Source organism: Acidovorax sp. SUPP3434 (assembly GCF_030159015.1).
In the GTDB taxonomy this organism is placed as follows: domain Bacteria; phylum Pseudomonadota; class Gammaproteobacteria; order Burkholderiales; family Burkholderiaceae_C; genus Paracidovorax.
The window spans coordinates 79230-94728 of the sequence record NZ_BQXL01000012.1; the positions used below are offsets into that span (position 1 = coordinate 79230).

Sequence of the window (15499 nt, forward strand, 5' to 3'; positions counted from 1 at the left end):
GGAGAGGCGTGCGCCGGCCGCGCCACGGGCCCGGCCGGCCTGGCCCTCCAACATGAGGTGACAGGGCCGCGGGCAGACTCTTTAAGATCGCGGGCTACCTTTTTTCAGGAGATGCTTTCGTGCGAAATTCCTTGTGCGCCCTGCTTGCCGGGCTTGTGATCGTTCCCGCCGCCATGGCGCAGACCGCCCCCGTCACCCTGCCCAGCGGGCTGGTGTACGAGTCGCTGAAAGAAGGCACCGGCACCTCGCCCAAGGCCACGGACACCGTCAAGGTGCACTACAAGGGCACGCTGCCGGACGGCAAGGAGTTCGACAGTTCCTACAAGCGCGGCGAACCCACCGAGTTTCCGCTCAACCGCGTCATTCCCTGCTGGACCGAAGGCGTGCAGCGCATGAAGCCGGGCGGCAAGGCCAAGCTGACCTGCCCGCCGGCCATCGCCTACGGCGAGCGCGGCGCGGGCGGCGTCATTCCCCCCAACGCCACGCTGAACTTCGAAATCGAACTGATCTCGGTCCGCTGACCCGTCCGAGGGCCCGCCACCAATGCTGCTCCAGGTCGGCGAGCTGGCCCGGCGCACCGGCCTCACGGTGCGCACGCTGCACCATTACGACGAGGTGGGTTTGCTCAAGCCCTCGGGCCGGTCCGAGGCGGGTTACCGTCTCTACAGCCCGTCCGACGTGCAGCGGCTGCACGGCATCCAGACGCTGCGACAGATGGGCCTGCCGCTCAGCGACATCGCGGCCCTGCTGGCGGGCGACGGCATGGCGCCCGAGCAGATCATCGGGCAGCAGATCCGCGCGCTCGACCAGCAGATCGCGCAGGCCGCCGAGCTGCGCGGCCGCCTGTCGCTGCTGCGCGACGGGCTGGAGGCCGGCGCCGAGCCCGACATGGGCGACTGGCTGCAGGCGCTGGCGCTCATGGCAACCTACGGCAAATATTTCAGCGCGGCCGAGCTCAAGCACATCTTCTCCCATTGGCACCGGATCGAAGCGGACTGGCTGGTTGTCAGGGACCAGGTGCGCCAGGCCATGGACGAGGGCCTGCCCATCGATGCGCCCGCAGTCCAGGCGCTGGCCTACCGATGGATGGCGCTGATGCTGCACTGGATGGACGGCGACATGGACCTGCTGGAACGCTGGGGCCACATGTTCCGCACCGAGCCCAGCACCCAGGGCCGCAACCATGCGCCGCCGGGCGACATGATCCGGTACATCGAAGCCGCCATCCAGTTGCGCATGGACCTGCTGCTGCGCTACCTGGACCGTGACGACCTGCGCCGGCTGGGCCAGGTACACCACACGCAATGGCAGCAGTTGGAACAGCAAGTGCAGCAGTTGCTGGACCAGGGCATTCCCCCGGGCCATCCCCGGGCGAGGGATGCCGCTGCGCACTGGGACACCCTGTTCGCCACCCTTTGCCGCAACGACGCCGGGCTGCGCGCCAAGCTGATGCGCGCATCGGCCAGCGAGCCCCTGCTGCGCGCCGGCTCCCCCTTGAGCGAGCCCGTGCGCAACTACCTGCACGCCGTGCCGCGCCTGCCGGCCGCCGCGCCATCGCCCTGAAAAAAGGCTTGACCCTCACGCTACGTGAGGCTTCACAGTCGGCCCCCATCGCTGCCCCTGCGCAGCCAACGGACCGACCCATGACCCCTTCGCCCCACCACCCGCGCGCCGCATTGCTGCAGGACTCCAACTTCCGCTGGATGGTCAGCGGCACGGCCCTCACCCTGCTGGGCGACCAGTTCACGCTCATCGCCCTGCCCTGGCTCGTGCTGCAGATGACCGGCGACACGCTGGTGCTCGGAACGGTGCTGGCCCTCATGAGCGTGCCGCGCGCGCTGTTCATCCTCATTGGCGGCGCCCTGGTGGACCGCCACTCGCCCAAGCAGGTGCTGATGCGCACCAAGTACGCCAACCTGGCCTTGCTGGGCCTGCTCAGCGGGCTGGTGCTGGCGGGTGCGCTCACGCTGTGGATGGTCTATGCCCTGTCGCTGGCCATCGGCCTGGCCACCGCCTTCAGCATCCCGGCCGGCACGGCCATGCTGCCCCACGTGGTACCGCGTGCGCAACTGCAGGCGGCCAACGGCATCAGCATGGGCCTGCGGCAGCTCACGATGTTCCTGGGGCCGTTGCTGGCCGGGCTGCTGATCGCCCTGTTCGGCGACGGCAGTCGCGCCGACGGCACCGGCACCGGCGCCATGGCCAACACGACGGGCATCGGTATTGCCTTCGGGCTCGATGCGCTCAGCTTCGGCGTGTCGGCCTGGACCCTGTCGAAGGTGCGGCTGCTGGCTGCAGCGCCAGCCCCCTGCGGCCGCACCGACGGCTCCACCGCCTCCACCCCACCGGCCACGCCGGGCACGGCTTCACCGGCGGTGCTGGCTTCGGTGGCGCAGGGCCTGGCGCACTTCTGGCGCGACCGCGAATTGCGCACCTGCTTTCTCTACTGGAGCGCCGTGGCCATCCTCATCATGGGGCCGCTGCACATCGCCATGCCGGTGCTGGCGAGCAGCCTGCCCCACCTGGGCGCCGCCGCGTTCGGCACGCTGGTGGGTGCCCACGGTGCCGGCACGCTCGCGGGCATGGTGGCCTCGGGCATGCTGCCGCGCCTGCGCTGGGGCAGCCTGGGGATGACGCTGCTGGCGTTCGACGCCACCATCGGCCTGCTGTTCATGCCCATGGGCGTGATCGGCGCCCTCTGGCAAGGGGTTGCGCTCATGCTGGCCATCGGCCTGCTGGGCGGCTTCATGCAGGTGCGCATCTTCACGTGGATCCAGCAGCGGGTGCCGCCGGCACTCATCGGCCGGGCGATGGCGCTGTTCATGTTCATCTTCATGGGGCTGGCGCCGATCTCCGCCGCCGTCACGGGCTGGGTCATGAAGGGCATCACGCTGGCCCAGCTGTTCGCGGCCTGCGGCGGCGCGCTGGTGGCGGTGGCAGCGCTGGCCTTCCTGCTCACGCCGTTGCGGCAGGTGAACGACGCGCCGGGCACCGTGCCGCGCTGAACCGCGGCGTGGCGGCCACCGGCCCGGTGAACGCTGCCGATGGCCGGAAAGGGCTGCGCCGCGCCGCCGCGCGAAAGGCACTTCCCGCAGCAGGCCACCGGCTGGCCGGCACCCAGGGGCGGGCGTACACTGAGCCCCTTCCGTGCGGCGCTGGCGCCGCTGCCGCTCTGCCTGCCGTCGCTGCCTCGCCCATGAGCCGTCCTGATCTTTCCCTGCTCCTGCCTCCGGGTTCGGAGAACCCGCCCGCGCCCATCCCGCCCGAGCGCCGTGCGCCCGCGAGCCGGGCCGAGGGCCCCGTGGCCGCACTGATCGGCGAATTGCGCGCCTACCAGGCTGAGCTGGAGGTGCAGAACAAGGTGCTGCGCTACAGCCAGGCCGCGGCGGAAAGCGCTTCCGAGCGCTTCGAGACGCTGTTCGCCAGCGTGCCGCTGTCGCTCATGGTGCTGGACGAACACGACATCGTGGTGCAGGCCAACTCCATGGCGCACCGCTCCTTTCAGCCCACCGAGGCCGACCGCCCCGTCACCTCGCTCATGCCGTTCGTGAGCGCGGCCGATGCCGAACGCGTGCGCGAGGCCTTCGCCCAGGCGCGCGAACTCGGCCACAGCGAGGCGACCGAGGTGGTGTTTCCCGTGGGCTCGGGCGGCACCATCACCGGCGACCTGCACATCGCCCGCATCGAGGCGCCCCAGGAAAGCGGCCCTCCGGTGCTGCAATTCCTGTGCGCCGTGATCGACCAGGGACCGCTGCTCACCGAGCGCCAGGCGCTGCAGCAAAGCGCCCAGGCCCTGCAGGAGCGCAATGCCCAGCTGCACGCCAGCGAGCGGCGGCTGGAGGCGGTGATCAACTCCGCCCTCGATGCCATCCTGTGCGTGGACCAGCACCAGCGCATCACCGTCTTCAACCCCACGGCCGCCGCGCTGTTCCAGTGCGCCACGGCCGACGCCATGGGCAGCCGGCTCGACCGCTTCCTGCCCGATGCGGCGCAGGCGCTGGCGTTCGCGCAGCTCACCACGCAGGCCGTGCTTGGCGAGATGGTGGCCTGCACCGCCAGCGGCAAGGAGCTGGCGGTGGAGGTGAGCATGTCGTTCGAGCGCCATGCCGAGGGCGAGACCACCACCGTCTTCGCACGCGACCTCACCGGCCGCAAGAAGGCCGAAGCCCACCGCAGCGAGCTGGAAGCGCAGCTGCGCGAGTCGCACAAGATGCAGGCCGTGGGCACCATGGCCGGTGGCATCGCCCACGACTTCAACAACATCCTGAGCGCCATCCTGGGCAACGTCGAGCTGGCCAAGGCCGACTGCGATGCCGCCTCGCCCGTGCTGGAGAGCCTGCGCGAGATCGACAAGGCCGGCCGGCGCGCGCGCGACCTGGTGCGCCAGATCCTCACCTTCAGCCGCAACGAGCCGCCGCAGCGCACTGCCGTGAGCGTGCACGACGCCATGCACGACACCGAACGGCTGCTGCGCGTGACCCTGCCGCCCGCCATCGAGCTGCGCATGCGCCTGGATGCGGGGCTGCCGCCCGTGCTGGCCGACGCCACCCAGGTCGAGCAGGCGCTGCTCAACCTGTGCACCAACGCCATCCATGCGATCGGCGAGGCGCGCGGCATCGTCAGCATGGAGGCCTCGGCCCTGGAGCCCGACCTGCGGCTGTGCGAGCGCCTGGGCCTGCCCCTGGGCGAGTACGTGGCGCTCACCGTGGTGGACAACGGCCCGGGCATCGACGCGGCCACGCAGCAGCGCATCTTCGAGCCCTTCTTCACCACCAAGCCCGTGGGCCAGGGCACCGGCCTGGGCCTGGCCGTGGTGCACGGCGTGATGCGCACGCACGGGGGCGCGGTGGACGTGCACAGCGCTCCCGGCGAAGGCAGCCGCTTCACGCTGTACTTCCCCGTGGCGCCGGATTCGGCGCCGAGCGCACCGCCGCACGCCCCCCAGCCCGCCGCCCCGCCGCCCGTGCAGAGCGCCGACGAGCGCATGCGCCACGTGATGTACGTGGACGACGACGAGGCGCTGGTCTTCCTCGTGCGGCGCCTGCTGCGCCGCCGCGGCTACCAGGTGACCGGGTTCACCGATCCGCACGAAGCCACCGAGGCCCTGCGCGCCGACCCGCGCAACTACGACCTGCTGGTGACCGACTACAACATGCCCGGCTACTGCGGCGTGGACCTGGTGCGCGAGGCCAAGCGCATCCGCCCTGACCTGCCGGTGGCCCTGGCCTCGGGCCACGTCACCGCGGAGATCGAACAATCGGCCCTGGCCGAAGGCGCCAGCGCCCTGATCCACAAGCCCAACGACGTGGAAGAGCTTTGCGCCACCGTGCACCAGCTGGTGCATGGCACGGCCAAGGGCCCCGATGACCCGGCCGATGGCGGACGCCATTGAGGCGGCGCCAGGCGCCGGGGAAGCCGCACCGCCGCCCGATTGCCTGTACGCCGACGACGACCTGCTGGTGCTGGCCAAGCCCTCGGGCCTGCTGTGCGTGCCGGGGCGCGGCCCCGACAAGCAGGACTGCCTGAGCGCCCGTGCGCTGCAGCACTGGCCGGACGCCCTGGTGGTGCACCGGCTGGACCAGGCGACCTCCGGCATCGTGCTGATGGCGCGGCATGCGACGGCCCAGCGCACGCTGGGCGACGCCTTCGCCGCACGGCAGGTGGACAAGCGCTACGAGGCCGTGGTGCAGGGCCCCGCGCCCGCACCGCCCGCCGCCGATGGGACCGGCGGCGGCTGGCAGGCTATCGACCTGCCGATCGCCGCCGACTGGGAGCGCCGCCCGCTGCGCGTGATCGACGCCGCACAGGGCAAGCCGAGCCTGACCCACTGGCGCGTGATCGCCCATGACGACGCCGCCCACACCACCCGCGTCGAACTGCAGCCCGTGACCGGCCGCACCCACCAGTTGCGCGTGCACCTGGCGGCCATCGGCCACCCGATCCTGGGCGATGCGCTGTACGCGCCCGCGGCGGTGCAGGCCCGCGCGCCGCGCCTGCTGCTGCATGCGCGCCAGGTGGCGTTCACGCATCCGCGCACCGGGCAGCCCATGGCGTTTTCGTGCCCCACGCCTTTTTAGTGTTTCGGGCCACCAGCACAATCAACACTAGGGCATATTGCTATATTTTTAATAGCATGCTGAGCCTCGGAAACCGGAGCGCGCCCGAAGCCCCCGTCGGCCACGACCGTGGGCCACGCAGTACCATCGCCGGATGCCAAAACACCTCACGATCTTGACCGGCGCCTCGCGCGGCATGGGCCTGGCGATGGCCCGCCAGCTGCTGCAGCCCGGCCACGCGCTGCTCACCCTCTCACGCAACGCCCATCCCGAACTGGCCGCCGAAGCCGCCCAGGCCGGCGCCACGCTCGAGCAGTGGGAGCAGGACCTGTCCCAGGGCCTGCACGCCGCGGCCCGCCTGCGCACCTGGCTGGCCAACGTGCCGGCCGGCGAGTACGCCAGCGCCACCCTCATCAACAACGCCGGCGTGGTCCCGCGCATCGCACCGCTCTCGGGCAGCGACCCGGCCGACCTGGCGCACGCGCTGCGCGTCGGGCTGGAGGCCCCGATGCAGCTGAGCGGCGCCTTCCTGGGCGCCACCGAGAACTGGCCGGTACCGCGCAAGGTGCTGAACATCTCCTCGGGCCTGGGGCGCCGCGCGATGGCCTCGCAGGCCGCCTATTGCGCCGCCAAGGCGGGCATGGACCACTTCACCCGCTGCCTGGCGCTGGACGAGGCCGCCAAGCCGAACGGCGCCAAGGTGTGCTCGCTCGCGCCCGGCGTGATCGACACCGACATGCAGGCCCACCTGCGCGATGCGAGCGCCACCGACTTCCCCGACGTTCAGAACTTCGCCAACCTCAAGGCGGGCGGCCAGCTCACCTCGCCCGCCGATGCGGCAGCGCGCGTGCTGGCCTGGCTGGAGCGTGCCGACTTCGGCCAAACGCCCGTGGCCGACGTGCGCGACGCCTGAGGGCCACCCCCGTGCAAACGCTATGCTTTCAATAGCAATATGCCCTAGATAATATTGCGCTGAAGGCCATTTTTGCCTTGCATCGACTGGCTTGAACTTCCCCCGCAAAAAATGGAGACACGACCGATGATCCGCAGCCTGCTTTCCTTCACCGCGCTCGCCCTGGCGCTGGGCGCCACCGCCCAGGCGCAGACGGCCCCGCCCGCCGCCACCTACCCCACCAAACCGGTGCGCCTGATCGTGCCCTTCCCGCCCGGCGGCGGCACCGACATCCTCTCGCGCCTGGTGGCCACCAAGCTGACCGAGGTGACCAAGTGGACCGTGGTGCCCGACAACCGTGCGGGCGCCGGCGGCACCATCGGCATCACCGAGGCCGTGAAGGCCGCCCCCACCGGCTACGACCTGGTGATGGGCCAGAAGGACAACCTGGTCGTCGCGCCCTGGCTGTACAAGAACCTGCCCTGGGACCCGACCAAGGACCTGATCGCCGTGGCCCACGTGGCCTACACGCCGGTGATCATCGCCACCGGCGCCAACTCCCGCTTCAAGACCCTGGCCGACGTAGTGGCCGCCGCCCGCGCCGAACCCGGCAAGATCACCTACGGCTCGCCCGGCAACGGCACCACCATCCACCTGGCCGGCGACCTGTTCGAGAAGGCCGCAGGCATCAAGCTGAGCCACATTCCGTACAAGGGCTCCAACCCCGCGCTGATGGACGCGCTGGCGGGCAACGTGGACCTGCTGGTGTCCTCCGTGCCCTCGGCGATGGGCCAGATCAAGTCGGGCAAGCTGCGCCCGCTGGCCGTCACCTCGGCCAAGCGCAGCTCGTCGCTGCCCGACGTGCCCACCGTGGCCGAGTCGGGCTACAAGGGCTTCGACGTGAGTTCGTGGTACGGCATCTTCGCGCCGGCCGGCACGCCCGCCAACGTGGTGACCACGGTGAACACCGAGGTCAACAAGCTGCTGGCCTCGCCGGAGATGCAGGCCGCCATCCAGGCGCAGGGCGCCGAGCCCGAGTCGCTGTCGGCCGCGCAGTTCTCCACGCTGCTCAAGACCGACTACGCGAAGTGGAAGGGCATCGTGGAAGCCTCCGGCGCGAAGATCGAATAGGTGCGGCACGGGCCTTGTGCCCCCTGTTGCCTGCAGGCAACGCGCCCCATGCAAAACGGCTCCCGAGGGAGCCGTTTTGCTTTGAGGGCCGGGTCAACGCCGGCCCCCATGGCATCGAATGGCGATCAGTCGCGCACCACCAGCACGGGCACGTGCACCGCGCCCAGCACGCGCTGCGTCACGCTGCCCAGCACCAGCTTTTCCAGGCCGCGGCGGCCATGCGAGCCCATCACGATCAGGTCGGCCTGGCTGGTCTCCAGCGCACGCAGGATGCCGTCGTGCACCGCATGGCCCTCGCCCACCACCGCCGTCACCGGCACGCCGGCTTCCTGCATGGCCTTCTTGACGCCGTCCAGCGCCACGTTGGCCTCGGCCGTGGCAGCGCTCAGGTACTGCGACTGGCCATAGGCAAAGTCCGCGCCCACGCCCGTGAACGGGTACGGGTCCACCACGTACACGGCGGTCACGGCCGCACCGAACGCTTTGGCCAGGCCGGCGGCCTTGGACACCGCGGTCATGGAGGTCGGCGAGCCGTCCACGGGAATCAGGATGTGCTTGAACATGGTTACTTCTCCTTCGGTTGATGGATCAGGCAGGGCCTGGGCCGGGGGGATCGCCTGCGCGATCCGTGCCCGCGTCAGGCCCCAGTGTCGCGGCGACCGGTTGGCCGGCCGTTGATCCGCATCAAGTCATGGCCTTCAGGCCGGCGCGTCCTGGAAGCCTCCGCGCCGGCAGGTCACGACCAGCGTGTCGCGGAACCCACCGTCGGCCAGCGGCTGGATGGGCGTGGTCTCGTGGATCATGCGCGCATCGTCCAGCAGCATCAGCGACCAGGGCTCGCTGAGCGTGAAGCGCTGCCCGCTGGGCCCGGACGCTTCGAATATACGCGTCTCGCCGCCCTTGACCCGCTCGCGGCCGACCAGGAAAACCGCCACCAGGTCCACGCCGTCGCGGTGCGCGCCCTCCGGCGTGGGCCGGCCGATGCCGTCGGTGGTGTCGATGCGGAACTGGTGCGCCTCGACGAACCAGCGCTCGGGCTGCGCGGCCAGGGCCTGCTGCGACACGCGGGCCAGCGCGGCGATCAATTGCCGCCACGCCGGGCGCGCCACGGTGGTGTCCAGCATCGGCGCGAACATCCGCTGCATGCCGCCGTGCAGCGCGTTGTATTCCACCGGCTGCCAGTGCGCGCGGTGGGGCACCGCCTGCACGCTGTCGCCATCGGCGACGAAGCTCGCGTGGCGGCGGCGGCGGTACCGCCCGCCGTCCTTCAGAAACTCATCGGGCGGCAGGCCGCTCCAGTCGGCGTGCAGCGCCTGGAGCTCGTCCAACGGGCAACCGATCCACGCAGCGGTGTCGGCAGGCCGCAGCACGGCATAGCCGGCGCTGCGCAGATGGCTTGCCACTTGGTCCGGTGGCAAGTACGGAGGGGAGAAGGTGATGTGCGCCATAGGCGGCCAAGCTTAACCCGGCCTGCCCCTGGAACCTGGCGCAAAAGTGCCAGCCATCCGCTGGCGGCATCACAACCGTGCAGTAGCATGGCGGGGCCTTCGCCATTCCAGGAATCCGCCATGCCCCATGAACGCCGCCACTACGTCCGTGTGGCTTTCGATGCACCCGCGCTGCTCACCACCGGCCTGGGCACGTTCGACGTGCAGGTGCTGGACCTGTCGCTGCAAGGCGCGCTGCTCGCCCTGGGTGCGGAGCCCGCGGCCGCCCGACTGCCAGCCGGCGCGCCGTGCCAGTTGGTGATCGCCTTGTCGGCCGACAACGACCACATCGCCATGACCGGCGACATCGTGCACATCGAAGGCCCGCATGCCGGCCTGCAGTGCCGCACGATGGACCTGGACAGCGTGACCCACCTGCGCCGCGTGATCGAGCTGCAACTGGGCGACCCCGCCCTGCTGGAGCGGGACCTGGCGGAGCTCATTGCCGCGCACGCGGCGCAATGAGCGGCGCGGCGCTGCCCATCAGGCAGCGGCAGGGCTGGCCAGCTCGGCCTCCTGCAAGGCCCGCCACATGACCTTGCCGCTGCCGCTCTTGGGCAGCGCGTCCACCAGTTGCACCACGCGCGGCACCTTGTACACGGCCATGTGGTCTCGGCACCAGGCGATGACGTCCTCGCCGGTCACCTGCCCACGGTGCTCCTGGCGCAGCACCACCACGGCCTTGACCGTTTCACCGCGGTAGCTGTCGCGCGCGGCGATGATGCAGGCCTCCTGGATCGCCGGGTGGCGGAACATCAGCGCCTCCACCTCGGCCGGCCAGACCTTGAAGCCGCTGGCGTTGATCATCCGCTTGAGCCGGTCGGTCAGGAAGAAATACCCTTCGTCGTCCACCCGCCCCAGATCGCCCGAGCGGAAGAACCGCTTGCCGTCCAGGTCGATGAAGGCCGAGGCCGTGGGCCCTGGCAGCTTCCAGTAGCCGCTGAAAACACCCGGTCCGTGGATCACGATCTCGCCCTGCTCGCCGGCGGGCAGCTCCTGCAGCGTGTCGGGGTCGATGATGCGGGCATCGGTGCTGATGAACGGAATGCCCAGGCATTGCTGCTTGGGATGGTCCGGCGGGTTGGTGTGCGACGGCGCGGCGGTCTCGGTGAGGCCGTAGCCCTCGGTGTAGCGCAGGCCGTACTGCTCGAACAGCCGCTGCGCCACCGCCTGCGGCATGGCCGCCCCGCCGCCGCCGATGTACACCAGGCTGGACAGGTCGTACTGGCCGAAGCTCGGGCTGCCCATGAGGTCGATCACCATCGTGGGAATGTTGGTCCAGTTGCTCACGCGGTAGCGGGAAATGAGCCGCCCGGCCAGGTCCCGGTCCCAGCGCGGCATGAGCACCAGGGTGGCCCCCACGTAGATGCAGGAATGCATGACGCTGACCATGCCGGTGATGTGGAACATGGGCACGACGGCCAGCGTCACGCTCTCGGGCGTGGCCGTGCCCCACAGGCTGCTGGCCACGGCGTTGTGCATCAGGCTGCGGTGCGGGTGCATGCAGCCCTTGGGCAGGCCGGTGGTGCCGCTGGTGTAGGGCAGCACGGCCAGGTCTTCGGGGCCGACCGTGAGATCCGGGGCGGGCGCCGTGCAGGCCAGCGCATCCGTCCAGGCATGCACCTGGCCACCGGCCAGGGCCGGCAGCGGGTGGCGGGTGCAGAGCCAGTCGCGCCACGCCGGCGGAATCGCATCGGCGCCGGCCTCCTCGGGCGAGAACGCATCGGTGAACTGCGCCACCACCAGGTGGGCCAGGCCCGCGCCCGGCACCAGCCCATCGCTGGCCTGGAGCAGTTCAGGGGCCAGGTCGGCCGTGGTGATGGCCACGCGTGCGTCGGGGTCGGTGATGTAGTGGGTGAGTTCCTGCGCCCGGTTCATCGGGTTGACCGGCACGACCACCGCATTGGCCCGCAGGATGGCGAAGTGCGCCAGCACCAGTTGCGGACAGTTCTGCATGCACAGCAACACCCGGTCGCCCTGACGCACGCCCAGGGCATGCAGGTGCGCGGCCATCCGTTCGGCGCCGTCGGCGAGCGCGCGGTAGGTCAGCGTGCGCCCGAAGAACACCAGCGCCGGCTTGTCCGGGTAGCGGCGGGCGCTGATCGCCAGGTTGTCCCAGAGGGAGGTGGCGGGCGGCGTGAGCGCGTGCGGCAGGCGTCGGGGCCAGAAGGCGTGGTGGGCAGGCATGGGCGATTCGGTTCCTTTCGCTTGCAGCCTAGTGACCTGCCCCGGGCCCGGCATCGGGGATGCCCCCTACGGCCGGTCGCGTGGGCGACCCGGTCTGCCCATGGCCCGCCGAGGTGCGGCAATGGTGCCAGGACGGAGACTTTTGTAACCGCGTGTCCCGCACCGGCGCTTTGAGCGGGCTTGCGCGGCGACGCGGCCGCGCGCATCAACGACAATGTGCGGCTGGGCCAAGCGCCCTGCCCCGCCGGCACCGCCCGGGCCCGGCAGGCCGCGCGGCACGATTCTTTCGATTTCTGCGGCAGGGTCCTCCCACAGGCCCTGCCCCGCAGCTTGCGGGTTTTACGGACAACATGAACATTGTCATTCTCGACGACTACCAGGACGCAGTGCGCAAGTTGCATTGCGCCGCACGCCTGGACCCCTACAACGCCAAGGTGTACACCAACACCGTCAAGGGGCTGGGCCAGCTTTCGGTGCGCCTGAAGGACGCGGACATCATCGTGCTGGTGCGCGAACGCACCCACATCTCGCGCCAGCTGGTCGAGAAGCTGCCGCGCCTCAAACTCATCGCGCAGACCGGCAAGATCGGCCCGCACGTGGACGTGACGGCCTGCACCGAGCGCGGCATCGCGGTGGCCGAAGGCGTGGGATCGCCGGTGGCACCGGCTGAACTGACCTGGGCGCTCATCATGGCCGCGATGCGCCGCCTGCCCCAGTACATCTCCAACCTCAAGCATGGCGCCTGGCAGCAGTCGGGCCTGCGCGCGGCGTCGATGCCGCCCAACTTCGGCGTCGGCACCGTGCTGCGGGGCAAGACGCTGGGCCTGTGGGGCTATGGGCGCATCGGGCAGATCGTCGCCGGCTACGGCCGGGCCTTCGGCATGAACGTGCGGGTGTGGGGCCGCGAGGCCTCGCGCGCCCAAGCCCTGAGCGACGGGCTGCAGGTGGCGACCACGCGCGAGGAGTTCTTCGCCCAATGCGACGTCATCTCGCTGCACCTGCGCCTGAACGACGAGACGCGCGGAATCATCCGGCTGGAAGACCTGTCGTGCATGAAGCCCACCGCGCTGCTGGTGAACACCTCGCGCGCCGAACTGATCGAGGCCGATGCCCTGATCGCCGCCCTGAACCGCGGCCGCCCCGGCATGGCCGCCGTGGACGTGTTCGAGAGCGAGCCGATCCTGCAGGGCCATGCCCTGCTGCGGCTGGAGAACTGCATCTGCACGCCGCACATCGGCTACGTGGAGCAGGACAGCTACGAGCTGTACTTCGGGGCCGCGTTCGACAACGTCGTCAACTACATCCGGGGCACGCCCACCAACATCGTGAACCCGGGCGCGCTGCAGGTCCGGCGCTGAAGCGCCCATCCCCCGGCCACACCGGAATCGAGCGCGACCCGTTTCGGCCGCACCATGAAAAAAGGCCTCCGAACCGGAGGCCTTTTGCTTGGCGTGGACCACCGGTCTTTCAACCGGCGGTGCCGCTGCGCGCTCAGTTCAGAGGCGTCTTCTTGCCGTCCTTGTACACGTACAGGGTGATGGCGGGGTTCTTCAGTTCGCCATTGGGCTCGAAGGCGATGTTGGCCGTCACGCCCTTGTAGTTGGACTTTTGCAGTTCAGGGATGTAGACCTTGGGATCCCACGAGTTGGCACGCTTCATGGCATCGACCAGCAGCATGGTGGCGTCGTAGGTGTAGGGGCTGTACACCTGGAACTGGTTGGGGTACTTGGCGTCGTACTTGGCGCGCCATGCGGTGCCGCCAGGCATCTTGGCCAGCGAAGCGCCGCCTTCGGCGCAGACCACGTTGTTCAGCGTCTTGGCGCCGGCGGCCAGCTTGGCCACTTCAGCGGTACAGATGCCGTCGCCACCGAAGTACTTCACGTTGCCCATGCCCAGCTGTTCCATCTGGCGCAGCATGGGGCCGGCTTGGGGGTCCATGCCGCCGTAGAACACCGCATCGGGGTTCTTGGACTTGATGGCCGTCAGGATGGCCATGAAGTCGGTGGCCTTGTCGGTCGTGAACTGCTCGTCCACCACCTTCATGCCCTTGGCAGCCGCCGTCTTCTTGAACACGTCGGCAACGCCCTGGCCGTATGCCGTGCGGTCATCGACGATGGCCACGGTCTTGAGCTTCAGCGTGTCGGCCGCGTAGAACGCCAGGCCAGCGCCCAGGGCGTTGTCGTTGGCGATGATGCGGAACGTCGTCTTGTAGCCTGGCTTGGTCAGGTTGGGGTTGGTGGCGGCGCCGGTGACGTGCGGAATGCCGCAGTCGTTGTACACCTTGGAGGCAGGGATGGTCGTGCCGGAATTCAGATGGCCCACCACGCCAGCAACCTTCGCATCGCACAGCTTCTGTGCGGCGGCGGTGCCTTGCTTCGGATCTGCAGCGTCGTCTTCCGCCTGCAGTTCGAACTTGATCTTCTTGCCGCCAATCGTGACGCCTTGGGCATTCAGTTCTTCAACTGCCATGCGGGCGCCGTTTTCGTTGTCCTTGCCGTAGTGAGCTTGTGGGCCGGAGACCGGTCCCACGTGACCGATCTTGACCACCTGCTCTTGTGCAGAGGCCGCGCCGGCAAAAGCCGCGATAGCGGCAACCACGGTCAGTTTCAACTTCAGTTGCATATGAATCTCCATTAAGGGGTGAGCGCTGAGAAGTATTGTTGTGTCTCAACGCCGGAAACATATCGCAATTTATGGGCCAGATCACTAGGGAACACGATGACATGCGGCAGAAACCACAGGGGAATACCCTGTCACTGACCCAACGCACCTGCAGCAGAAGTCAAACGGGGGGCGTTCCGGCGTGTCCGGCCAGCTCTTCGGCCACGGCTTCGTACACCGCATGGCGCACCACCGACTCCACCTCTTCGCGCAACCGGGGCACGATGGAGCGCGTCTGCTCCAGGACGACGGTGGCGATCGCCTCGCGCAGCCGCTGATCCAGCACCACGTCCACCCGCTGCATGACACGGTGGATCACCACCTCTTCGATGTCCTTGAGGCCTTCCGCCGACCGCCCGAAGTCCATGGGCGAAGGCACCGGGGCGCGGGGCGCTACCGGCGCAGCGGGCGGCACCACGGACCGCGCCATGGACGGCGCCACGACAGGGGACAGCACCGGCCGGGGCGGCAACCCGGCGACCACCGGGGGCTTCGAGAACGACGGCGAAACCGCAGGCGCTGCGGGGGGTGGGGAGCCGGGCATCGCGGGGCCCGGCTGCCCCACGCCGGGTACGCCGTCCGAAAGCTGCACCACATCGGTGAGCGTGGGCACAAATCTGGGGGGCGCCTTGGGTGGGGAAGACATCACGCGCCTTTCAGTACGAGGTCGTGCCGCACGATCTGGTAGCCGCGCGACGCATAGTGGCGCCACCGGTCGCGCGCACCGCTGCGGTCGGCCTCGTCGTGCGCGCTCACCACTTCCACCAGCTTGCCGAACCGCTCGAAACCTGGCGGCACCGTGCCGCCCAGGTTCAGCAGCACCTCATGGTGGGTCGCCAGGCGCAGGTCCTGCGCCAGCAGCACGGGCGAGGCCTCGCGGAGGTCTTCACCGTCGCGCTCGTTGCAGTGGGCAACGAAATCCTGCGGGGCCATCGCCCAGAGCGCGCGGTCCAGGCCGTCGAGCGCGGACTCCGGCCCCGTGATGACCAGCCGGGCATCGCTGCGCAGCACCTTGCGCGCGAAGCGGCAGGCATAGGCCAGCTTGTCCGGCGCGTTGAAGTGGAAGGCGATTTCCGTCATGGCCA

Annotated in this window: 15 protein-coding genes; 9 read left to right on the forward strand and 6 right to left on the reverse strand. The window is 69.6% G+C overall.

Annotated elements, in window-relative coordinates; translation table 11 throughout:
- The first annotated feature begins 173 nt into the window (after positions 1–173).
- The 7 genes from AVKW3434_RS17780 (at position 174) to AVKW3434_RS17810 (ending at position 8079) form a co-directional block, all read left to right on the forward strand.
- A complete protein-coding gene (locus AVKW3434_RS17780) occupies positions 174–521 on the forward strand; it encodes an FKBP-type peptidyl-prolyl cis-trans isomerase (RefSeq protein WP_442867280.1) in 348 nt (115 codons plus the stop codon).
- Between the two features lie 22 nt (positions 522–543).
- A complete protein-coding gene (locus AVKW3434_RS17785) occupies positions 544–1563 on the forward strand; it encodes a MerR family transcriptional regulator (RefSeq protein WP_284406900.1) in 1020 nt (339 codons plus the stop codon).
- An 80-nt stretch (positions 1564–1643) separates the two neighbouring features.
- Entirely contained in the window at positions 1644–3005 is a 1362-nt protein-coding gene (locus tag AVKW3434_RS17790) for an MFS transporter (RefSeq protein WP_284406901.1), read from the forward strand.
- Positions 3006–3196: 191 nt separating this feature from the next.
- Positions 3197–5392, forward strand: a complete 2196-nt coding sequence (locus tag AVKW3434_RS17795) for a PAS domain-containing hybrid sensor histidine kinase/response regulator (RefSeq protein WP_284406902.1) — start codon at positions 3197–3199, stop codon at positions 5390–5392.
- A complete protein-coding gene (locus AVKW3434_RS17800; protein WP_284406903.1) occupies positions 5376–6077 on the forward strand; it encodes an RluA family pseudouridine synthase in 702 nt (233 codons plus the stop codon). Before AVKW3434_RS17795 ends, AVKW3434_RS17800 begins: the two co-directional genes overlap by 17 nt.
- A gap of 133 nt (positions 6078–6210) precedes the next feature.
- Positions 6211–6969 carry an SDR family NAD(P)-dependent oxidoreductase gene (locus AVKW3434_RS17805; RefSeq protein WP_284406904.1) on the forward strand — a complete coding sequence of 253 codons (759 nt, stop codon included), beginning with the start codon at positions 6211–6213 and terminating at the stop codon, positions 6967–6969.
- Between the two features lie 126 nt (positions 6970–7095).
- Entirely contained in the window at positions 7096–8079 is a 984-nt protein-coding gene (locus AVKW3434_RS17810; protein WP_284406905.1) for a Bug family tripartite tricarboxylate transporter substrate binding protein, read from the forward strand.
- Between the two features lie 125 nt (positions 8080–8204).
- Here AVKW3434_RS17810 and AVKW3434_RS17815 read toward each other — a convergent pair whose 3' ends face one another.
- A complete protein-coding gene (locus AVKW3434_RS17815) occupies positions 8205–8642 on the reverse strand; it encodes a universal stress protein (RefSeq protein WP_272552433.1) in 438 nt (145 codons plus the stop codon).
- A 135-nt stretch (positions 8643–8777) separates the two neighbouring features.
- Entirely contained in the window at positions 8778–9527 is a 750-nt protein-coding gene (locus AVKW3434_RS17820) for a 2OG-Fe dioxygenase family protein (protein ID WP_284406907.1), read from the reverse strand.
- A gap of 120 nt (positions 9528–9647) precedes the next feature.
- Here AVKW3434_RS17820 and AVKW3434_RS17825 point away from each other — a divergent pair, with 120 nt between their 5' ends.
- Positions 9648–10031, forward strand: a complete 384-nt coding sequence (locus AVKW3434_RS17825) for a PilZ domain-containing protein (RefSeq protein WP_284406908.1) — start codon at positions 9648–9650, stop codon at positions 10029–10031.
- 18 nt (positions 10032–10049) lie between these two features.
- On the opposite strand, the gene AVKW3434_RS17830 is transcribed toward AVKW3434_RS17825, so the two are convergent.
- On the reverse strand, positions 10050–11753 hold the full coding sequence (locus tag AVKW3434_RS17830) for a long-chain fatty acid--CoA ligase (protein ID WP_284406909.1): 1704 nt from the start codon (positions 11751–11753) through the stop codon (positions 10050–10052).
- A gap of 350 nt (positions 11754–12103) precedes the next feature.
- On the opposite strand from AVKW3434_RS17830, the gene AVKW3434_RS17835 reads away from it, so the two are divergent.
- Positions 12104–13111, forward strand: a complete 1008-nt coding sequence (locus AVKW3434_RS17835) for a D-2-hydroxyacid dehydrogenase family protein (protein WP_272563749.1) — start codon at positions 12104–12106, stop codon at positions 13109–13111.
- Positions 13112–13244: 133 nt separating this feature from the next.
- Here AVKW3434_RS17835 and AVKW3434_RS17840 read toward each other — a convergent pair whose 3' ends face one another.
- The 3 genes from AVKW3434_RS17840 to AVKW3434_RS17850 all read right to left on the reverse strand — a co-directional run bounded on the left by AVKW3434_RS17840 (position 13245) and on the right by AVKW3434_RS17850 (position 15494).
- On the reverse strand, positions 13245–14375 hold the full coding sequence (locus AVKW3434_RS17840; protein ID WP_272563750.1) for a branched-chain amino acid ABC transporter substrate-binding protein: 1131 nt from the start codon (positions 14373–14375) through the stop codon (positions 13245–13247).
- Between the two features lie 160 nt (positions 14376–14535).
- Complete coding sequence (locus AVKW3434_RS17845; RefSeq protein WP_284406910.1) at positions 14536–15060, reverse strand: hypothetical protein; 525 nt, start codon at positions 15058–15060, stop codon at positions 14536–14538.
- Positions 15060–15494, reverse strand: coding sequence for a DNA polymerase III subunit chi (locus tag AVKW3434_RS17850; RefSeq protein WP_284406911.1), 435 nt, complete (start codon positions 15492–15494; stop codon positions 15060–15062). The genes AVKW3434_RS17845 and AVKW3434_RS17850 overlap by 1 nt, the downstream gene beginning before the upstream one ends.
- Between the last annotated feature and the right edge of the window lie 5 nt (positions 15495–15499).